Here is a 21,496-nt window from a genome sequence, read left to right on the forward strand (position 1 = left end):
CGACCGTCACGCGTATTTCTTCTGGATCTCGTCCGAGATGTTCTGCGGCACCGGCTCGTAATGGTCGAACTGCATCGAGAACTGGGCGCGACCGGAGGTCATGGACCGCAGCGTGTTGATGTAGCCGAACATGTTGGCCAGCGGCACGAAGGCGGTGATCACGTTGGCGTTGCCGCGCGTGTCCTGACCCTGCACCTGCCCCCGACGCGAGGTCAGGTCGCCGATGACACCACCGGTGTACTCCTCGGGCGTCAGCACCTCGACCTTCATCATCGGCTCGAGCAGCTTGGCGCCGGCCTTGCGGAGGCCTTCACGCATGCACATGCGCGAGGCGATCTCGAAGGCGAGAACCGATGAGTCGACGTCGTGGAACTTGCCGTCCAGCAGTTCAACCTTGAAGTCGATCACCGGGAAGCCTGCCAGCGGACCGGAGTCCATCACCGACTTGATGCCCTTTTCGACGCCCGGAACGTATTCCTTGGGCACCGCGCCGCCGACGATCTTGCTGTCGAAGGAGTAGCCTTCGCCCGGCTCGGTCGGCAGGATGTTGAGCTTCACCTCGGCGAACTGGCCCGAACCACCCGACTGCTTCTTGTGGGTGTAGGTATGCTCCACGGCGTGACCGATGGTCTCGCGGTAGGCTACCTGCGGCGCGCCGATGTTCGCTTCGACCTTGAACTCCCGCTTGAGGCGGTCGACCAGGATGTCGAGGTGAAGTTCGCCCATGCCCTTCATGATCGTCTGGCCCGACTCGAGGTCGGTTTCGACGCGGAAGGACGGATCCTCGGCGGCGAGCCGCTGCAGACCGGCGGACATCTTCTCCTGGTCGGCCTTGGTCTTGGGCTCGACGGCGATCTCGATGACCGGATCGGGGAAGGTCATGGTCTCGAGAACGACCTGCTTCTGGGGATCACACAGGGTGTCGCCAGTGGTCGTTTCCTTGAGGCCGGCGAGCGCGATGATGTCGCCCGCGAACGCTTCTTCGATCTCTTCGCGGTTGATGGCGTGCATCATCATCATCCGACCGACGCGCTCGCGCTTGCCCTTGGTCGAGTTCATCATGGTGTCGCCCTTCTTCACCACGCCCGAATAGACGCGGGTGAAGGTCAACGAGCCGACGAAGGGGTCGTTCATGATCTTGAAGGCGAGGCCCGAGAAGGGTTCGCTATCATCGGCATGACGCGCGATGTTGCGCTCTTCGGTCTCGTCGTCCGGCGAGAAGCCCATATAGGCGGGCACGTCGAGCGGCGAGGGCAGGAAGTCGATGACGGCGTTCAGCAGGGGCTGCACGCCCTTGTTCTTGAACGCGGAGCCAGCGGCCACCGGCACGAAGGACAGCGACAGCGTGCCCTTGCGGATCAGGCTGCGCAGGGTCGGCTCGTCGGGCTCCTTGCCTTCGAGATAGTCTTCCATCGCAGCATCGTCCTGCTCGACGGCGTTCTCGATCAGCGTGGCGCGCCATTCGTCGGCGACGTCCTGAAGCTCGGCACGGATCGGCTGACGGACCCAGGACGCGCCAGATCTTCACCCTTCCAGACCCACTCTTCCATCTTGATCAGGTCGATGATGCCCTCGAGGTTGTCCTCGGCACCGATCGGCAGGGCGATCGGAACCGGGGTCGCCCCGGTGCGGTCCTTGATCATCTTCACGCAGTTGAAGAAGTCTGCGCCGATCTTGTCCATCTTGTTGACGAACACGATCCGCGGGACCTTGTAGCGGTCGGCCTGACGCCAGACGGTCTCGGTCTGCGGCTCGACACCGGCGTTGGCGTCGAGAAGGCAGATCGCACCGTCGAGCACCGCCAGCGAACGCTCGACTTCGATGGTGAAGTCCACGTGGCCGGGAGTGTCGATGATGTTGAAGCGGTACTTCGTGTCCGAAGTGCCCTCGGCGGTCGGGTCTTCCTGACGCTGCCAGAAGGTGGTGGTGGCGGCGGAAGTGATCGTGATCCCCCGCTCCTGCTCCTGCTCCATCCAGTCCATGGTCGCGGCGCCGTCATGGACTTCGCCGATCTTGTGGGACTTGCCGGTGTAGAAGAGGATCCGCTCGGTCGTGGTGGTCTTGCCGGCATCGATGTGGGCCATGATGCCGAAGTTGCGATAGCGCTGCAGCTGATAGTCGCGTGCCATGTCTGGACTCCTTCCCGCTTACCAGCGGTAGTGGCTGAACGCCTTGTTGGCGTCGGCCATCTTGTGCGTGTCTTCGCGCTTCTTCACCGCGGTGCCACGGCCGTTCACTGCGTCGAGCAGCTCGCCGGCCAGGCGCTCTTCCATGGTGTTCTCGTTGCGCTTGGCGCTGGCATCGATGAGCCAACGGATCGCCAGCGCTTCGCGGCGCTCGGGGCGGACCTCGACGGGGACCTGGTAGGTCGCACCACCGACGCGGCGCGAACGCACCTCGACCGACGGCTTGATGTTGTCGAGCGCCTCGTGGAACACTTCCACCGGCTCTTTCTTCAGGCGGGTCTCGACCCGCTCGAAGGCGTTGTAGACGATCCGTTCGGCAACGGCTTTCTTGCCGTCGATCATCAGGTTGTTCATGAACTTCGTGACGACCCGGTCGCCGAACTTGGCATCGGGCAGAATCTCACGTTTCTCGGCGGCGTGACGACGCGACATGGCGCTCTCTCTCCTTACTTCGGACGCTTCGCGCCGTACTTCGAGCGGCGCTGCTTGCGGTTCTTGACCCCTTGGGTGTCAAGCACGCCGCGGAGGATGTGGTAGCGGACGCCCGGAAGGTCTTTTACCCGGCCGCCACGGATCAGGACCACCGAGTGCTCCTGAAGGTTGTGGCTTTCGCCCGGAATGTAGCTGATGACTTCGAAGCCGTTGGTCAGACGCACCTTGGCGACTTTCCGCATGGCCGAGTTCGGCTTCTTCGGGGTCGTGGTATACACCCGGGTACACACGCCACGCTTTTGCGGGCAGGACTCGAGGTGCTGCGACTTGGACTTGGTGACTTTCGGCTGCCGCGGTTTGCGGATCAGCTGCTGGATCGTTGGCATTGGGCGTCTTTCCCCGTTTCCTGCACTTGTGTCACGGACCGGACGGCCCGCCGATTTCGATTCCTCGCACTTCACGCGTCCGTAAAGCACAAAAACCCGCGAACGCGCCCCTCTTCCGGACACGATGCGGTGGGTCTCCAGAGGATCGGGGCACCAGGCCCGGATCGTGACCACTTCAGCTCTGATATCAGGGCGGAAAGCGGACTGCCCCCTGCCCAAGTGGTGGCGTATAGGGGGAGTCGCACAGGGTGTCAACTGCACGGGGAACCACCCTGGCCGGCAGGCGGACTGACATCCCCCTCGCGCCGTGATAGGCATGGCCCAGTTACCGTTTCGCAGGACCGAGGGAAAGGCCGCGCCGCAGATGAGTGTCGTTCTGGGAAGACGCCCGGGCCATCCGCACGCGAAGGCCTATGACTGGTGGCCACCGCCCGGTGAGGTCGCGCCCCTTTCCCCGATTTTCCTGACATCACGGAGACATCACCATGACCGATATGGCATGCCTGCGCCTCGAGACGCGGCAACTTCGGCTCGATTGGGCCGATGGCGAAAGCCACGCCTTTCCCTATATCTGGCTGCGCGACACGGATCCCGCCGGGTTTCACCCGCGCACCGGCGAACGGGTCTTCGACCTGACCTCGGTGCCGCTCGACCTCGCGCCACGGGCGGTGCGGGTCGAGGGCGCGATCCTCGTGGTCGACTGGCCGGGCGATGACGCGGCAAGCCGGTTCGACCTTTGCTGGCTGCGCGAGAATCGCCCCGGCGCGCCGCGTCCCGACCCGGCCGGGGTCGAAACCGTAGCGTGGCGCGGCGAACTGGGCGCGGGCGGCGTGCCGCGCGCTCGCGCCGCCGAGGTGCTGCAGGACGACGCGGCGCTGGCGGATTGGCTGTGCCGCGGCAAGGCCTATGGCCTGTCGATCATCGAAGGGCTCGATGACGACGTCGAGGCAGGCTGCGCGGTCGCGCGCCGCATCGGCTTCCTGCGCGAGACCAATTTCGGGCGGACCTTCGAGGTCGTCTCGAAGCCCGATCCGAACAACCTCGCCTACACCTCCGACGCCCTGCCGCTGCACACCGACCTTACCAATCAGGAACTGCCGCCGGGCTGGCAGTTCCTGCATTGCCTCGCCAACGAAGCCGAGGGCGGCGGCTCGGTCTTCTGCGACGGCGTCGCCGTGGCCGAGGATCTCGCTCGCGCGGACCCAACAGCGTTCGAACTTCTGGCCAGCGTCGACATCCCGTTCCGCTTCCACGATGCCGAAACCGACATCCGGGCGCGCAAGACGGTGATCCGGCGCGGATTGGATGGCCGGGTCGATGAGATCTGCTTCAACGCGCATCTCGCCGACATCCTCGACATCGATCCGGCGATCATGCCCGACTACTACGCTGCCTATCGTCGACTGATGCAGATGACCCGCGATTCCGCCTATCTCGTGACGCTCAAGCTCAAGGCCGGGGAGATGGTGGTGTTCGACAATCGCCGGGTTCTGCATGGCCGCGCCGCCTTCGATCCGTCCACGGGATTTCGCCACCTGCGCGGCTGCTACGTGGACCGAGGCGAGTTCGACAGCAGGATGCGGGTGCTGGCGCGCGCCGCCGATCGGGCCGAGGCCGCCTGAGACTTTGGAAGGGCGCCGCGCGTGCCCTTCCGCCCGGGATGGACGGCGGCGGCCATCCGTGCATCATCCGCCCCATGGCCGACCGCTCCGAACGCTTTCTCGTCTTTGCCGGCATGCGCAACGAAGGCGCGTTTCTGGTCGAATGGATCTCGTGGTACCGGATGATGGGGTTCGAGATCCTCATCGGGATCAACGATTGCACCGACCGCTCCGCCGCCCTGCTCGAGACCTTTGCCAAGTCGGGCTGGCTGCAATGGTTCGAACACCGCCCCCCGGCGGGCACACCGCCCAAGCAGTCCGCGCATCGCCACGCGCAGCGCCACCCCGCCACAGGGCAGGCCGACTGGTTGCTGATCTGCGACGTCGACGAGTTCCTCGTGCTGCACCGGGGCGACGGGGGCATCACCTCCTATATCGACGATCTGGGGCGCGACTTTCTCGGCGTCGCCTTCCATTGGCAATGTTTCGGCACCGGCGGCTGGACCCGTTACCAGCCGGGCCTCGTGCATCGCCAGTTCCGCAGGCGCGGCGCCTCCGAGCGCCCCGCCAACGTGATGGTCAAAACCCTGTTCCGTACGCCGCGGCGGTTCGGGCGCTGGTCGGACCACATGCCTTGGGAGTTCGACGGCGCATGGGATCGCGGTCACAACCGCATCGTCGACAGCGAAGGCCGGATCATCGAGGAGCTGCTGACCGGCCCGCATCCGGTGCGTTTCACCGATGTCTCGCAGATCACCCACCGCTATGCGCAAATGAACCATTACGTGCTGCGCTCGGTCGAGCAGTTCGACGCCAAGCGCGGCACACTCTCGGCCACAGCCGCCAAGGATCGCTACACCCAGAAATTCTTCGAGACGCGCGACCGCAACGGGCAGCGCGACCTCGCGGCACTGGCCCATGCCGAGGCCTTCGACCGGGTACATGCCGAAGCGATGGCCCTGCCTGGCGCAGCGCGGCTGCATCACCTGTGCTGCGCCGATCTGGTGGCGCGGCTCTGCGCACATGGAGGGCGCGATCCGCAGGACGATCCGCGCTGGCACGCCGAAATCGAAGCCGCCGAAGCCGCGCGCTGAGACCCAAGAGGTGTCGAGGGTGGTCGCCCCTCGACCACAGGTCCGGCTGTCGGGGAATGTGATCGTCCAACTCCATACGATGGCCGACATCGGACGAACGCCATTGCGTCCGCCCCGAACGGAGAAGGGGCCCCCGGTCATCCGGGGGCCCCTTTCAGGATTTCACAGCGAAGCGCGACGGATCAGTCGCGGCTGTCCTCGTCGCGCGCGGCGATCGTGTCGAACTGATCGTCCGACATCGGCGCCTCGGCCGGAGCGGCCAGCGCCGCGGCCTGCTCGGCCGCCTCGCGCTTCTGCTCGATCACCGAGTGGTCGCGGTCGTGGGCGACCTTGCGCACGCGGGTGGTGGCGCCACCGGTGCCCGCCGGGATCAGGCGGCCGACGATGACGTTCTCCTTGAGGCCCACCAGCTTGTCGCGCTTGCCCTGAACCGAAGCCTCGGTAAGCACGCGGGTGGTTTCCTGGAACGACGCCGCCGAGATGAAGCTGCGGGTCTGCAGCGACGCCTTGGTGATGCCGAGCAACACGGGGCTGCCCTGCGCGGGACGCCCGCCCTTGGAGATGGCCTTCTCGTTGGCCTCGTCGAACTCCGCCTTGTCGACATGCTCGCCCTTGAGAAGCGTGCTCTCGCCCGAGTCAGAGATCTCGATCTTCTGCAGCATCTGGCGAACGATCACCTCGATGTGCTTGTCGTTGATCTTCACGCCCTGCAGTCGATAGACGTCCTGAACCTCGTCGATCATGTAATCGGCAAGGGCCTCGACGCCCATGATGGCGAGGATGTCATGCGGCGCGGGGTTGCCGTCCATGATGTAGTCACCCTTCTGCACGAAGTCGCCTTCCTGCACCGGGATATGCTTGCCCTTGGGCACCATGTACTCGACCTTGTCGCGGCCCTCTTCGGTGGGCTCGATCGCGATGCGGCGCTTGTTCTTGTAGTCCTTGCCAAAGCGCACATAGCCATCGATTTCCGCGATGATCGCGTGATCCTTGGGACGACGGGCCTCGAACAGTTCCGCCACGCGGGGAAGACCCCCGGTGATGTCCTTGGTCTTGGCGCCCTCGCGCGGGATCCGCGCCACGACGTCGCCGGCCTGGATCTGCTGGCCGTCCTCGACCGACAGGATCGCGTCCACCGACATCGGATAGGTTACCGGGTTGCCGCTGTCGGTGCGGACCGGTTCGCCATCCTCGCCCACCACGATGATCTCGGGCTTGAGCTCGTTGCCCTTGGGCACCGAACGCCAATCCGTGACGATCCGCTGGGTCATGCCGGTCGCGTCGTCGGTGTCCTCGCGCACGGCGATGCCGTTCACCAGGTCGACGAAGCGGACCATACCGGCCTTCTCGGCGATGATCGGCAGGGTGTAGGGGTCCCACTCGAACATCTTTTCGCCGCGCGTGACATCCGCGCCTTCCTTGAGGAAGACCTTGGTGCCGTAGCCGATCTTGTGGCTCGCGCGCTCCTCGCCGTCCTCGCCCATGATCGCGATGACCATGTTGCGGCCCATGACGATCTGGTCGCCTGCCGCGTTTTCGAGAAGGTTGGCGTTGCGGAACTCGACCTTGCCCGACTGGCTCGCCTCAAGGAACGACTGCTGGCCACCTTGGGCCACGCCGCCGATGTGGAAGGTCCGCATCGTCAGCTGGGTACCCGGCTCGCCGATCGACTGTGCCGCGATGATGCCCACGGCCTCGCCCTGGTTCACCATGGTGCCGCGCGCGAGGTCACGCCCGTAGCACGCCGCACAGACGCCGTCCTCGGCCTCGCAGGTGAGCGGGCTGCGGATGCGCATCTTCTGCACCGCCGCCTGCTCGATGATGTCGGCGCGACGCTCGTCGATGAGCTCTCCCGCCGCCACCAGCACCTCGTCGGTGCCCGGACGCAGCACGTCGTCAGCCGAGACCCGGCCCAGAACGCGCTCGGACAGCGGCGAGACCACCTCGCCGTCATTGACCGCCGCTTCCGCGGTGATCGCCCGCTCGGTGCCGCAGTCGTGCTCGCGCACGATGCAGTCCTGCGCCACGTCGACGAGGCGACGCGTCAGGTAGCCCGAGTTCGCGGTCTTCAGAGCCGTATCGGACAGACCCTTCCGCGCGCCGTGGGTCGAGTTGAAGTACTCGAGCACGGTCAGGCCTTCTTTGAAGTTCGAGATGATCGGCGTCTCGATGATCTCACCCGAGGGCTTGGCCATCAGGCCGCGCATCCCGCCCAGCTGCTTCATCTGGGTGACCGAGCCACGCGCACCCGAATGGGCCATCATGTAGACCGAGTTGGGCTCGGCCTCGGCGCCGTTCTCGTCGCGCTTGTTGGCCGAGATCGTGGTCATCATCGCTTCGGTGACCTTGTCGTTGCACTTCGACCAGGCGTCCACGACCTTGTTGTACTTCTCGCCCTGAGTGATCAGGCCGTCCATGTACTGCTGCTCGAAATCCTTGACCTGGTCGCGGGTCTCGTCGACCAGCGTCCACTTGGTGTCGGGGATGACCATGTCGTCCTTGCCGAAGGAGATGCCCGCCTTGAAGGCCTCCTTGAAGCCCACGGACATGATCTGGTCGCAGAAGATGACCGACTCCTTCTGACCGCAATAACGGTAGACGGTGTCGATGACCTGCTGGACCTCCTTCTTGCGCAGCAGACGGTTCAGAAGCTCGAACGGCGCCTTGGCGTTGAGCGGCAGCAAACCGCCCAGGCGCAGGCGGCCCGGGGTGGTCTCGAACCGCTTGACGACCTCGTTGCCCTCGTCGTCGATCTGCTTGATCCGCGCGATGATCTTGGCGTGCATGTGCACTTCACCGGCGTTGAGCGCGTGCTCGACCTCGTCGATCGAGTTGAACGACATGCCCTCGCCCTTCATGCCTTCGCGCATGATGGTCGTGTAGTAGAGGCCGAGAACCATGTCCTGCGACGGCACGATGATCGGCGCGCCGTTGGCAGGCGACAGCACGTTGTTGGTCGACATCATCAGCACGCGCGCTTCGAGCTGGGCCTCGAGCGAAAGCGGCACGTGAACGGCCATCTGGTCGCCGTCGAAGTCGGCGTTGAAGGCCGAACAGACGAGCGGGTGCAGCTGGATCGCCTTGCCTTCGATCAGGATCGGCTCGAAGGCCTGAATGCCGAGGCGGTGCAGCGTCGGGGCGCGGTTGAGCATCACGGGATGCTCGCGGATCACCTCGTCGAGGATGTCCCAGACCTCGGGACGCTCCTTCTCGACCAGCTTCTTGGCCTGCTTCACGGTCGAGGAAAGGCCCTTGGCCTCCAGCCGCGAGTAGATGAACGGCTTGAACAGCTCGAGCGCCATCTTCTTGGGCAGGCCGCACTGGTGCAGCTTGAGCTCGGGGCCGGTCACGATGACCGAACGGCCCGAGAAGTCGACCCGCTTGCCCAAAAGGTTCTGGCGGAAACGGCCCTGCTTGCCCTTGAGCATGTCCGACAGCGACTTCAGCGGGCGCTTGTTGGCGCCGGTGATGACGCGGCCGCGGCGGCCGTTGTCGAACAGGGCGTCGACCGATTCCTGCAGCATCCGCTTCTCGTTGCGCACGATGATGTCGGGCGCGCGCAGCTCGATGAGCCGCTTGAGACGGTTGTTGCGGTTGATCACCCGGCGATACAGGTCGTTGAGGTCCGAGGTCGCGAAGCGACCGCCGTCGAGCGGCACCAGCGGGCGCAGCTCGGGCGGGATCACCGGGATCACGGTCAGGACCATCCACTCGGGACGGTTGCCGCTCTCGATGAAGCTCTCGACGATCTTCAGACGCTTGATGATCTTCTTGGGCTTGAGCTCGCCGGTCGCCTCCTTGAGGTCGGCACGCAGCTGCTCGGCCTCGCCCTCGAGGTCGATCTGGGCCAGCATCTCGCGGATCGCCTCGGCGCCGATATTGGCCGAGAACGCGTCGGCGCCGTACTGGTCCTGCGCGTCGAGAAACTGCTCCTCGCTCATCAGCTGGCCGTAGGTGAGGTCGGTGAGACCCGGCTCGATGACAACGTAGTTCTCGAAGTAGAGAATACGCTCGAGATCGCGGAGCGTCATGTCCAGCATGAGGCCGATCCGCGAGGGAAGCGACTTCAGGAACCAGATGTGGGCGACGGGCGCGGCCAGTTCGATATGGCCCATGCGCTCGCGGCGGACTTTCTGCAGGGTCACCTCGACGCCGCATTTCTCGCAGACGACGCCGCGATACTTCATGCGCTTGTACTTGCCGCACAGGCATTCGTAGTCCTTGATCGGACCGAAGATGCGCGCGCAGAACAGGCCGTCACGCTCGGGCTTGAACGTGCGGTAGTTGATGGTTTCGGGCTTCTTGATCTCGCCGAAGGACCACGAGAGGATCCTTTCCGGGGACGCGAGGCTCACCTTGATCTCGTCGAAGGTCTTGGCCGGGGTCAGCGGATTGAACGGGTTGTTCGTGAGTTCCTGGTTCATTTCAAATCCTTGAATCTAGGCAGAGGGCGACGGCGTGCCGCGCACCCCGTTGGGGGCGCGCGGCGGGACGTCGTTACTCGTCCTCCGCGTCCAGGAGTTCCATGTTGAGGCCGAGGCCCCGGACTTCCTTCACGAGGACGTTGAACGATTCCGGCACGCCGGCCTCGAAGTTGTCCTCGCCCTTGACGATGCTCTCGTAGACCTTGGTCCGGCCCGCCACGTCGTCCGACTTCACGGTCAGCATTTCCTGCAGCGTGTAGGCGGCGCCGTAGGCTTCCAGCGCCCAGACCTCCATCTCGCCGAAGCGCTGGCCGCCGAACTGCGCCTTGCCGCCCAGCGGCTGCTGGGTGACGAGGCTGTACGGCCCGGTCGAACGCGCGTGGATCTTGTCGTCCACGAGGTGGTGCAGCTTCAGGAGGTACTTCACGCCCACCGTCACCTTACGCGAGAACTTCTCGCCGGTGCGGCCGTCGAACAGGTCCGACTGGCCCGAAGTGTCGAAGCCCGCGCGACGCAGCGAGTCGTTGACGTCGTTCTCCTTGGCGCCGTCGAACACCGGGGTGGCGATCGGAACGCCGCGCTGCACATTGGCCGCGATCTCGGTGACGCGGTCCTCGTCCATGCCTTCGATGCCCTCTTCGTAGACATCGTCGCCATAGGCGATGCGCAGCGCCTCGCGCACCGGGGTTAGATCACCCGAGCGACGATACTCCTGCAGCGCCTCGTCGACCTGAATGCCGAGGCGCGCGCGGCCCAGCCCATGTGGGTCTCGAGGATCTGACCGACGTTCATGCGCGACGGCACGCCCAGCGGGTTGAGGCAGAAGTCGACCGGCGTACCATCGGCGAGGAACGGCATGTCCTCCATCGGCACAACGCGGGAGATGACGCCCTTGTTGCCGTGACGGCCGGCCATCTTGTCGCCCGGCTGAAGCTTACGCTTCACCGCGACGAAGACCTTGACCATCTTCATCACGCCCGGCGGCAGGTCGTCGCCGCGACGCACCTTCTCGACCTTGTCCTCGAACCGCGCGTCGAGCGTGCGCTTCTGGATTTCGTACTGCTCGTTGAGCGCCTCGACGATGGTGGCGTCGTCCTCGTCCTCGAAGGCGAGCTGCCACCACTGGCCGCGCGACAGCGTGCCCAGCAGTTCGTCGTCGATGATCGCGCCGGCCTTGACGCCGCGCGGGCCCTTCACGGCGGTCTTGCCGGTGATCAGGTCCTTGAGACGCGCATAGATGTTGCGATCAAGGATCGCCAGCTCGTCGTCGCGGTCACGCGCCAGACGATCGACTTCCTCGCGCTCGATCTGCAGCGCGCGCTCGTCCTTCTCAACGCCATGGCGGTTGAACACCCGGACCTCGACGATGGTGCCGTAGTCGCCCGGGGGCAGCCGCAGCGAGGTGTCGCGCACGTCCGAGGCCTTCTCGCCGAAGATGGCGCGAAGCAGCTTCTCCTCGGGGGTCATCGGAGACTCGCCCTTCGGAGTGATCTTGCCCACGAGGATGTCGCCCGGCCCCACTTCGGCGCCGATATAGACGATGCCCGCCTCGTCGAGGTTGCGCAGGGCCTCCTCGCCGACGTTGGGGATGTCGCGGGTGATCTCTTCCGGCCCGAGCTTGGTGTCGCGGGCCGCGACCTCGAATTCCTCGATGTGGATCGAGGTGAAGACGTCGTCGCGCACGATGCGCTCGGAGATCAGGATCGAGTCCTCGTAGTTGTAGCCGTTCCACGGCATGAACGCGACGACCACGTTCTTGCCGAGCGCCAGCTCGCCCATGTCGGTCGAGGGGCCGTCGGCGACGACCTCGCCCTTCTGGACCCGGTCACCCACCTTCACCAGCGGACGCTGGTTGATGCAAGTGTTCTGGTTCGAGCGCTGGAACTTGCGCATCCGGTAGATGTCTACCCCGGCATCGCCGAGCTCGAGATCCTCGGTGGCGCGGATCACGATCCGGGTCGCATCGACCTGGTCGATGATGCCGCCACGGCGCGCCATGATCGCGGCGCCGGAATCGCGGGCCACGACCTCCTCGATGCCGGTGCCGACGAGCGGCGCCTCGGCCTGCAGGAGCGGCACGGCCTGACGCTGCATGTTCGAGCCCATCAGCGCGCGGTTGGCGTCGTCGTTCTCGAGGAACGGGATCAGCGAGGCCGCGACCGAGACGAGCTGCTTCGGAGAGACGTCGATCAGATCGACGCTTTCCGAGGGCGCCAGCATGTAGTCGCCCGACTGGCGGGTGTTCACGAGGTCATTGGTGAACTTGCCGTTCTCGTCGAGGGAGGCGTTGGCCTGCGCCACGGTGTGACGCATTTCCTCGGTGGCCGAGAGGTAGTTCACCTCGTCGGTCACCTGCCCGTCCACCACCTTGCGGTAGGGGGTCTCGATGAAGCCGTACTTGTTCACCCGCGCGAAGGTGGCGAGCGAGTTGATCAGACCGATGTTCGGGCCTTCCGGCGTCTCGATCGGGCACATCCGGCCATAATGCGTCGGGTGCACGTCGCGCACCTCGAAGCCGGCGCGCTCGCGCGTCAGACCGCCCGGCCCGAGCGCCGAGAGACGACGCTTGTGCGTCACTTCCGACAGCGGGTTGGTCTGGTCCATGAACTGCGACAGCTGCGACGAGCCGAAGAATTCGCGCACCGCGGCTGCGGCGGGCTTGGCGTTGATCAGGTCCTGCGGCATCACCGTGTCGATCTCGACCGAGGACATCCGCTCTTTGATCGCGCGCTCCATGCGCAAGAGGCCGACGCGGTACTGGTTCTCCATCAGCTCGCCGACCGAACGCACCCGGCGGTTGCCGAGGTGGTCGATGTCGTCGATCTCACCCTTGCCGTCGCGCAACTCCACCAGCGCCTTGATGCAGGCGATGATGTCCTCATGGCGCAGCGTGCGCTGCGTGTCCTCGGCGTCGAGGTTGAGGCGCATGTTCATCTTCACGCGGCCCACGGCCGACAGGTCGTAACGTTCGCTGTCGAAGAACAGCGTGTCGAACAGCGCCGAGGCGGCATCGACGGTCGGCGGCTCGCCGGGGCGCATGACCTTGTAGATTTCCATGAGCGCCGTTTCACGGTTCCACGCCTTGTTGTCGGCGGCGACCGTGTTGCGGATGTAGGGACCGACATTGACGTTGTCGATGTCGAGCACCGGGATCTCGGTAAAGCCCGCATCCATCAGCTCCTTGAGGGAGCCGCCGGTGACTTCGCCGTTCTTGTCGGTCTCGATGGTCAGCTCGTCGCCGGCCTCGACATAGATCGCGCCGGTGTCCTCGTCGATGATGTCGCGCGCGACGAACTTGCCGAGGATGTTGTTGAACGGCACGAGAAGGTCGGTGACCTTGCCCTCGTCGATCAGCTGCTTGACGGCACGCGGGGTCACCTTCTCACCGGCCTTGGCGATCACTTCGCCGGTGGCGGCGTCCACGAGGTCATAGCTCGGACGGGTGCCGCGCACCCGCTCGGGGAAGAACTTCGTGACCCAGGCCTGTGCCTTCTTGTCGAAGCTGTAATCGACCGTGTTGTAATAGGCGTCCATGATCCGCTCCTGGTCGAGACCAAGGGCGTAGAGGAGCGTGGTGACGGGCAACTTCCGGCGACGGTCGATCCGCGCGAAGACGAGATCCTTGGCGTCGAATTCGAAATCGAGCCAGGAGCCACGATAGGGGATGATCCGGCAGGCGAAGAGAAGCTTGCCCGAGGAGTGGGTCTTGCCTTTGTCATGGTCGAAGAACACGCCCGGCGAACGGTGCATCTGGGACACGATCACCCGCTCGGTCCCGTTGACGATGAAGGTGCCGTTCTGGGTCATCAGGGGCATGTCGCCCATGAAGACGTCCTGCTCCTTGATGTCCTTGACGGATTTGGCGCCAGTGTCCTCATCGACATCAAACACGATCAGGCGCAGCGTCACCTTGAGCGGCGCGCTGTAGGTCATGTCGCGGGCTTGGCATTCCTCGACGTCATATTTCGGCTTCTCAAGCTCGTATTTCACGAATTCGAGCGTCGCCGTCTCGTTGAAGTCCTTGATCGGGAAGACCGACTGGAACACGCCCTTGATGCCTTCGCCGTCGGTCGGCGTGGGCTGGTCACCCGATTTCAGGAACAGGTCGTAGGAGGATTTCTGCACCTCGATGAGGTTCGGCATCTCCAGCACTTCGCGGATCTTGCCGTAATATTTGCGCAAACGCTTCTGGCCGAGGAATGACTGAGCCATGGGTGTCGTCACCTTTCAGGTCTCTGCGGATCACCGGGCCGGCGGGGAAGGCCACGGGGTCCTTGCGAGAGGGGAGTTCCGGTCAATTCACGGCCTTCGTCCCACCGAAGACCTCCCGACCATGGGAACCTGCCCGAGACGGGGGCCGCACGCGGCCCCCTTCCAAGACGGGTTCGGCTGGACCCGCGAAACCGCGGATCCAGCCAATGCATGGGGCGTGGCGCGCGTGGCGCGCCCGCCGAAATCAGGCCAGCTCGACCTTGGCGCCAGCTGCTTCCAGCTTCGCCTTGATCTCTTCGGCTTCTGCCTTCGGAGCGCCTTCCTTGACCTTGCCGCCGGCCTCGACGAGGTCCTTGGCTTCTTTCAGGCCGAGGCCGGTGATGCCGCGGACTTCTTTGATCACGTTGATCTTCTGAGCGCCGGCATCCTTCAGGACGACGTCGAACTCGGTCTTCTCTTCTTCGGCAGCGCCAGCATCGCCTGCCGGGCCAGCCATCATCACGGCGCCGCCGGCGGCGGGCTCGATGCCATACTCGTCCTTGAGGATGGTTTTCAGTTCCTGCGCCTCGAGGAGGGTCAGACCAACGATCTCTTCGGCGAGTTTCTTCAGATCAGCCATTTTATCTTCCGTTCGTTCAATTGTGTTCCAACGCGAGGGCTTTCAAGCCCCCGAGGGGTACGGGATGCCTTAGGCAGCCTTCTCTTCGATGGTCGAGAGAATGCTTGCGATGTTGCTTGCGGGCGCGCCAATGGCACCGGCGATGTTGCTGGCCGGGGCACCGATGCAGCCGACGATCGAAGCGATGAGCTCCTCACGCGACGGCATCTGGGCCACGGCTTTCACACCGGCGACGTCCAGAGCCGAATCTCCCATCGCACCGCCGAGGATGACCAGCTTGTCGTTGGTCTTCGCATAGGCGTCGACCACCTTGGCAGCTGCCACGGGGTCTTCGGAATAGGAGAGAACGGTCATGCCCGTGAGGTGGTTGGCGATGCTTGCGCAGGGCTTTCCCTCAAGGGCGATCTTGGCGAGCTTGTTCTTGGCAACACGCACGGACCCGCCCGCTTCACGCATTTTCGCGCGCAGGTCCTGCATCTGGGCAACCGTCATGCCTTCGTAGTGGGCAACCACCACGACGCCAGAGCTTTCAAAGATCTGACCGAGTTCCTCGACCACTTTCTCTTTCTGGGCTCTATCCACGGTTTACTCCAAGTTTGGGGGTTTCCCCCCGGCTCTGTGTGACCCCCTGATGGTCCGGGGGCCGTTCGGGTCCGCTTCAGGGTCCCGAGGCCATGATCGCCCGAAGGAAAGCTCGCGCTTCCGAACGGAAATCCAAAGTCTCGTTTCCCATCTCGGGAAGGCCTTAGCGGGGGTTCCCCCCCTGCCCTCCGTCTCGGACAGGACGGGGCGCGAACGCCCCGCCATTCGCCCCCGACCGAGGTCGGGAGGAAATCTCTTAGGCCGTGCCGGTGGCCGAGGCCAGATCGACGGTGACGCCGGGGCCCATGGTCGAGGACAGCGCCACCTTCTTGAGGTAGGTGCCCTTGGCGCCTGCGGGCTTCGCTTTGGAGACCGCATCCACGAAGGCGCGGATGTTCTCTTCGAGCTTGGCTTCGTCGAACGAGGCCTTGCCGACGCCGGCATGGATCACGCCCGCTTTTTCGACACGGAACTGCACCTGGCCGCCCTTGGCCGCGTTCACGGCTTCGGTCACGTCCATGGTGACGGTGCCGATCTTGGGGTTCGGCATCAGGTTGCGCGGGCCGAGGATCTTGCCGAGGCGGCCGACGATCGGCATCATGTCCGGCGTCGCGATGCAACGGTCGAACTCGATCTTGCCGGACTGCACGGTCTCCATCAGGTCCTCGGCACCGACGATGTCGGCCCCGGCCTTCTTGGCCTCTTCCGCCTTCTCGCCACGGGCGAAGACGGCGACGCGCACGGTCTTGCCGGTGCCGTTGGGCAGGGTGACCGAGCCACGGACCATCTGGTCGGCGTGGCGCGGATCGACGCCGAGGTTCATCGCGATCTCGACGGTCTCGTCGAACTTCGCGTTGGCGTTGGACTTGATCAGCGAGACGGCCTCGGAGAGCTGGACGTTCTCCTTGCCCGAGAATGCCTCGCGGGCGGCGCGGGTGCGTTTACCGAGTTTTGCCATGATCTTAGCCTTTCACCTCGATACCCATCGACTTGGCGGAGCCAAGGACGGTCTGCATCGCACCCTCGACGCTCGTGGCGTTGAGGTCCTTCATCTTCGCTTCGGCGATCTCGCGCACCTGCGCGAGCGTCACGGTGCCGGCGGTCTCCTTGCCGGGCTGCACGGCGCCCTTGGGGCGGTTGCGCTTGCCGACGGGCTTGAGACCGGCCGCCTTCTTGAGGAAGAACGACGCCGGCGGCGACTTGATCTCCATCGTGAAGGACTTGTCCTGATAGTAGGTGATCACGGTCGGGCACGGAGCGCCCTTTTCCAGATCCGCGGTCTTCGCATTGAAGGCCTTGCAGAACTCCATGATGTTGATGCCGCGCTGACCCAGCGCCGGGCCCACCGGCGGGGACGGGTTGGCTTCGCCTGCCTTCACCTGGAGCTTCAGCTGCCCCATCACTTTCTTGGCCATCGGGCCTCTCCTTATCGCAACACCGCTCGGACGCGTCCGGGCGGCCATCGGTTGGCGCGGTGCGGATCGAGGGGCGCGCCCCTCTTGCCTCCCGCATGCAGCGCGAATCGTCTCCGATCCGGTCGCCACCAAGGGTCCGGCCCACGGGCCGGCGCAATGGAAGGTCGTCGCATAGACCCCTCGGGGGGTGCCGTCAAGCCCGGCAGGCGGCGTTCGGCCCAAGCCGGGCCTCGGCCCGCGTCGGATGCGCGGCGCTGGGATAATGCGCGGCCCAGGATGCCGCCACCGCGTCCCAGCCGAATCGAGCCTCGGCGATGGCGCGGGCTCGACGCGACAGCGCCTCGGCCACATGCGGCTCGCGGATCAGCCGGTCCATGCCCGCCGCCAGCGCCTCGACCACTGCCGTCTCGCTCGACGGCTCGATATAGATCGCCGACCCGTCATCGGCCAGCATCGCCGGACCGCCCCAGCGCAGCGCCAGCACCGGCACCCCCAGCATCATCGCCTCCTGCATCACGATGCCATTGGCTTCGGCCAGTGAGGGAAACAGGTAACCTCGCGCGGCGGCAATGCCGTCGAGCACCTCGCCATGCGGCAGCCATCCGGCGAATCGCACTCGGTCCCCGACGCCCAGATCGTGCACCAGCGCTTCGAGGGCGGGCCGTGACGGTCCATCGCCATAGACATTGAGCCGCGCGCCTTCATGGCTCACTGCGATGGCGCGGATCGCCAGATCCGTGCCTTTGTGATCGACCTGCCGCCCCGAACAGGCAAAGGTCTCGATCCGGCCTTGATGCGTCGCACGCGGCCGCGCCGCGATGGCCTCTGCCACGCCCGAATCGACCACATCCGTCATCCGCGACTGCGGCACCCCGGCCCAGCCCAGTGATTCCCGCGTGCGGTCATAGCCTGAGACGAGCACATGGGAGGCGCGGCGCTTGTCGGGGGCCACCATGGACAGCAGCCGCTGTGCCGAACGGTGCAGCCGCGCGCCGAGCCTGCGACGCGGCGCCTCGCGGGTGGCAAAGGCCGAAGGATAATGGATGTTGCCGGTGAAAGGGCCCATCAAGGTCTCGAAACCTTGCGGCGGAAACCGCGGCTCCACCGGCGAGACGGGGCACAGGTAATGGACGAGCGTTTGTGCGGGATCGAAACGGGCGCGGATCAGCCGGGCCGCCAGCAGATGAAAGCAGGTCGAGACCAGCGGTCCGCCGATCCGGCTGCGCCACAGCATCCGCTGCGCCGCGTCATCTTCGACGAAGACCAACCGCTCGGCAGGAAAGTCGCGCAGGAGCCCGTCCCGGCCCCGCGCATGTGTCACCAGCACCGCGTCGAAGCCCTGCCGCAGCAAGTATCCGAAATACTGGTGCGCCTTGATCGCCTCGCCGCCCATGTTGGTGCTGGCATTCGAGGAAACGAGGACGATCTTCATGGGGCAGGCTCCGGGGCGCGTCAGGGCCCCGGCAGCGTGGCCGCAGCGGCAGGGCCGGTCAAGCGTCGGCTCAGCCCTGTTTCGCCACCTGAGTGAATTCGAGCTCCACCGGGGTCGCACGACCGAAAATGGAAACGGTGACCTTGAGGCGCTGGTTGTCTTCGTCGACCTCCTCGACCATGCCGTCGAAATCCTCGAAGGGGCCGTCCTTGACCTTGACCTTCTCGCCGATCTCGAAGCGGATCAGGGTGCGCGGGCTTTCCTCGCCCTCCTGGACGCGGCCCAGGATCGCCTCGACCTCGGCGTCGCGCATCGGCATCGGCCGACCTTGCGGGCCGAGAAAGCCGGTGACCCGGTTGATCGAGGTGACGAGGTGATAGCCCTTGTCGGACATCTCCATGTGCACGAGCACGTAGCCGGGCATGAAGCGGCGCTCGGTCGAGACCTTTTTGCCGCGGCGGACCTCGATCACTTCCTCCGTGGGGACCAGCACTTCGTCGATGACGTCTTCGAGCTGCTGCTCGGCGACCTTGGTCCTGATCTGCTCGGCGATCTTCTTCTCGAAGTTCGAGAGCACGGAAACCGAATACCAGCGTTTCGCCATGTTGCCCGACACCTTCCGTCGCGACCGGCGCAGCGCCGGTGCCTCGTTGAATTTCTCCGACCCGTGTTGCGGGGCCGCTCAAACGGCAAAGCGGCGCGCATCGCGCGCCGTTTGCCCAAGTCCGCCGGTCAGTAGCGCCCGGCGCGGCGCAGATCAAGCCCCACGGGTCCGGATCAGCCCGCGAGGCCCTCCAGCACCGCCTGAAGCCCCGAGCGGATGCCGAGATCCACGAGGCTGAAGAACAGCGCCGCGACGGCGGCGAGGATGAAGATCATCACCGTGGTCAGCAGCACTTCGCGACGGGTCGGCCAGACCACCTTGGCGATCTCGGCGCGGGTCTGCTGCGCGAACTGGACGGGGTTGGTTCTGGCCATCATCTTCACCTTTCGAGGGATCGATGCGGGACATACGGGGACGTCGCGCGATCTGCAAGCGGGCGCGCCGCGGTGGTCCTGGCAGGGGCAGGGGGACTCGAACCCACGACCCTCGGTTTTGGAGACCGATGCTCTACCAACTGAGCTATACCCCTAGGACCGCCCTCCGATTAGTCGCAATCCACGCCGGGATCAAGGGCTCCCGGAGTGCAATCGAGGGGCAATCTCGCGCCCCCTGCCCTTGCCCTCGCGCCAGTCGCTTGCAAGATGCCCCGCGCGACCGGACCCACCCCGGAGGAGAGCCGCATGTCACTGGGCAAGAGACTGGCCAAGAGCCCCGCCGTGATCCGCGGCGTCGGCGGCATGGCTCATGCCTGGCTGGCCCGGTGCCAACGCCGCACCGACTGGCAGGTGCGGGGCGAGGAGGATCTGCGTGCGGCGCTGGCCCGGGGGCCGGTGCTGCTGGTGCTGCGTCACTCGCGGCTGATGCTGGGGCCGTTCCACTGGCCGCGCGACGCCGCCGATCTGTCGAGCCTGCACGACACCTCCCCCATCGCGCGAATCGCCGGCGACACGCATCGCCGCTGCGGCCTCACGCCGGTCGCCATGTCGGCGCGGCTGTCGAATCTCGCCATGTCGCGGATGGTGATGGACCGGATGCGCGCGGGTGCCAGCATCGGCATCACCGCCGACGGCCCTCTGGGCCCGGCGGGCGAGATCAACGACCCGCCGCTCGACTGGGCACGGATCACCGGTGCGCCGGTTTTCTTCTATGCCTATTCCACCGAGAAACAGTCGCGCGCGAAGAGCTGGGACAAGCTGCTGCTGCCGCGTCCGGGCGGGCGCGGCGCGGTGGTGTTCCGCGCATGGGAGGAGACGATGCCGCGCCGGGCGGACGCGGCCGCCCGCGAGGCAGCGCGCGCTTCCCTGAAGGCCGGGCTCGACGCGACCACCGCCGAGGCCGATGCCCTGCTCGGCCTGCCGCCCGGCCCCTGAGCCGCCCGCTTCACGCAAAAGGGCCGCCCCGGGGGCGGCCCTTTCACATCGAAGGACCCGGACGGCGAGGCCGCCCGGGGTTTTCATCGTTACTCGACGATTTTCGACACCACGCCGGCGCCGACGGTGCGGCCGCCTTCACGGATGGCGAAGCGCAGGCCGTCTTCCATCGCGATGGGGGCGATCAGCTCGACGTTGAACTTCAGGTTGTCGCCCGGCATCACCATCTCGGTGCCCTCGGGGAGGACGACCGTGCCGGTGACGTCGGTGGTGCGGAAGTAGAACTGCGGACGGTAGTTCGCGAAGAACGGGGTGTGGCGGCCGCCCTCTTCCTTGGTGAGGATGTAGGCCTCGGCCTCGAACTTGGTGTGCGGCAGAACCGACTTGGGCTTGCACAGCACCTGGCCGCGCTCGACGCCCTCGCGGTCGATGCCGCGCAGCAGGATGCCGACGTTGTCGCCCGCTTCACCGCGGTCGAGCAGCTTGCGGAACATCTCGACGCCGGTGCAGGTCGACTTCTTGGTGTCGCGGATGCCGACGATCTCGATCTCGTCGCCGACGTTGATCACGCCACGCTCGACGCGACCGGTCACGACCGTGCCACGGCCGGAGATCGAGAACACGTCCTCGATCGGCATCAGGAACGGCAGGTCCACGGCGCGGGCCGGGGTCGGGATGTACTCGTCCACGGCCTTCAGCAGCTCGCGGATCGAGTTCTCGCCGATCGTCTCGTCACGGCCTTCCATGGCGGCGAGCGCCGAGCCCTTGATGATCGGGATGTCGTCGCCCGGGTAGTCGTAGGACGACAGCAGCTCGCGGATTTCCATCTCGACGAGCTCCAGGAGCTCCTCGTCATCCACCTGGTCGACCTTGTTCATGTAGACGACCATGTAGGGGATGCCCACCTGGCGGCCGAGCAGGATGTGCTCGCGCGTCTGCGGCATCGGGCCGTCGGCGGCGTTCACCACGAGGATCGCGCCGTCCATCTGGGCGGCACCGGTGATCATGTTCTTGACGTAGTCGGCGTGGCCGGGGCAATCGACATGCGCGTAGTGACGGCTCTCGGTCTCGTACTCGACGTGCGCGGTCGAGATGGTGATGCCGCGGGCCTTCTCTTCGGGCGCGCCGTCGATCTGGTC

At 65.5% G+C, this 21,496-nt stretch carries 14 protein-coding genes, 1 tRNA gene and 2 pseudogenes; 3 read left to right on the forward strand and 14 right to left on the reverse strand.

All coding sequences use genetic code 11. The features are described from left to right. Positions 1–6: 6 nt before the first annotated feature. The 3 genes and pseudogenes from fusA to rpsL all read right to left on the reverse strand — a co-directional run bounded on the left by fusA (position 7) and on the right by rpsL (position 3,004). A pseudogene (gene fusA, locus MBELCI_RS15120) lies at positions 7–2,129 on the reverse strand (elongation factor G). Between the two features lie 18 nt (positions 2,130–2,147). Continuing rightward, positions 2,148–2,618, reverse strand: a complete 471-nt coding sequence (gene rpsG / locus MBELCI_RS15125) for a 30S ribosomal protein S7 (protein ID WP_021695124.1) — start codon at positions 2,616–2,618, stop codon at positions 2,148–2,150. A gap of 14 nt (positions 2,619–2,632) precedes the next feature. After that, positions 2,633–3,004, reverse strand: a complete 372-nt coding sequence (gene rpsL, locus MBELCI_RS15130; protein WP_017930005.1) for a 30S ribosomal protein S12 — start codon at positions 3,002–3,004, stop codon at positions 2,633–2,635. 485 nt (positions 3,005–3,489) lie between these two features. Between rpsL and MBELCI_RS15135 the strand changes: the two genes are divergently transcribed. Both MBELCI_RS15135 and MBELCI_RS15140 read left to right on the forward strand, forming a co-directional pair. Next, a complete protein-coding gene (locus MBELCI_RS15135) occupies positions 3,490–4,626 on the forward strand; it encodes a TauD/TfdA family dioxygenase (protein WP_021695126.1) in 1,137 nt (378 codons plus the stop codon). A 74-nt stretch (positions 4,627–4,700) separates the two neighbouring features. Continuing rightward, positions 4,701–5,699, forward strand: a complete 999-nt coding sequence (locus MBELCI_RS15140; RefSeq protein WP_045320282.1) for a glycosyltransferase family 2 protein — start codon at positions 4,701–4,703, stop codon at positions 5,697–5,699. A 182-nt stretch (positions 5,700–5,881) separates the two neighbouring features. Here MBELCI_RS15140 and rpoC read toward each other — a convergent pair whose 3' ends face one another. The 10 genes and pseudogenes from rpoC to MBELCI_RS15190 form a co-directional block, all read right to left on the reverse strand. Further along, positions 5,882–10,123, reverse strand: a complete 4,242-nt coding sequence (gene rpoC / locus MBELCI_RS15145) for a DNA-directed RNA polymerase subunit beta' (protein WP_021695128.1) — start codon at positions 10,121–10,123, stop codon at positions 5,882–5,884. A 73-nt stretch (positions 10,124–10,196) separates the two neighbouring features. Beyond that, a pseudogene (gene rpoB, locus MBELCI_RS15150) lies at positions 10,197–14,335 on the reverse strand (DNA-directed RNA polymerase subunit beta). 244 nt (positions 14,336–14,579) lie between these two features. Then, positions 14,580–14,954: a 50S ribosomal protein L7/L12 gene (rplL, locus tag MBELCI_RS15155; protein WP_017930000.1), complete on the reverse strand. Its 375-nt coding sequence runs from the start codon at positions 14,952–14,954 to the stop codon at positions 14,580–14,582. A gap of 69 nt (positions 14,955–15,023) precedes the next feature. Next, on the reverse strand, positions 15,024–15,536 hold the full coding sequence (gene rplJ, locus MBELCI_RS15160) for a 50S ribosomal protein L10 (RefSeq protein WP_045320280.1): 513 nt from the start codon (positions 15,534–15,536) through the stop codon (positions 15,024–15,026). 256 nt (positions 15,537–15,792) lie between these two features. Next, a complete protein-coding gene (rplA, locus tag MBELCI_RS15165) occupies positions 15,793–16,494 on the reverse strand; it encodes a 50S ribosomal protein L1 (RefSeq protein WP_021695131.1) in 702 nt (233 codons plus the stop codon). A 4-nt stretch (positions 16,495–16,498) separates the two neighbouring features. Beyond that, on the reverse strand, positions 16,499–16,951 hold the full coding sequence (gene rplK, locus MBELCI_RS15170) for a 50S ribosomal protein L11 (RefSeq protein ID WP_021695132.1): 453 nt from the start codon (positions 16,949–16,951) through the stop codon (positions 16,499–16,501). A gap of 193 nt (positions 16,952–17,144) precedes the next feature. Further along, the gene (locus MBELCI_RS15175; RefSeq protein WP_021695133.1) at positions 17,145–18,383 is read right to left on the reverse strand and encodes a glycosyltransferase family 4 protein; all 1,239 of its coding nucleotides are present in this window, start codon (positions 18,381–18,383) and stop codon (positions 17,145–17,147) included. A 70-nt stretch (positions 18,384–18,453) separates the two neighbouring features. Further along, positions 18,454–18,987, reverse strand: a complete 534-nt coding sequence (gene nusG / locus MBELCI_RS15180; RefSeq protein ID WP_017929995.1) for a transcription termination/antitermination protein NusG — start codon at positions 18,985–18,987, stop codon at positions 18,454–18,456. 173 nt (positions 18,988–19,160) lie between these two features. Next, the gene (secE, locus tag MBELCI_RS15185; RefSeq protein ID WP_045320283.1) at positions 19,161–19,361 is read right to left on the reverse strand and encodes a preprotein translocase subunit SecE; all 201 of its coding nucleotides are present in this window, start codon (positions 19,359–19,361) and stop codon (positions 19,161–19,163) included. A 79-nt stretch (positions 19,362–19,440) separates the two neighbouring features. Continuing rightward, positions 19,441–19,516: transfer RNA gene (locus MBELCI_RS15190), tRNA-Trp, on the reverse strand. A gap of 151 nt (positions 19,517–19,667) precedes the next feature. On the opposite strand from MBELCI_RS15190, the gene MBELCI_RS15195 reads away from it, so the two are divergent. Then, positions 19,668–20,357 (forward strand): lysophospholipid acyltransferase family protein, encoded by a 690-nt coding sequence (locus MBELCI_RS15195; protein WP_021695136.1) that lies wholly within the window; start codon positions 19,668–19,670, stop codon positions 20,355–20,357. 89 nt (positions 20,358–20,446) lie between these two features. Here MBELCI_RS15195 and tuf read toward each other — a convergent pair. After that, on the reverse strand, positions 20,447–21,496 hold a 1,050-nt coding region (gene tuf, locus MBELCI_RS15200; protein WP_045320281.1), incomplete at its 5' end, for an elongation factor Tu.

The organism is Limimaricola cinnabarinus LL-001, assembly GCF_000466965.1.
GTDB lineage: Bacteria > Pseudomonadota > Alphaproteobacteria > Rhodobacterales > Rhodobacteraceae > Limimaricola > Limimaricola cinnabarinus.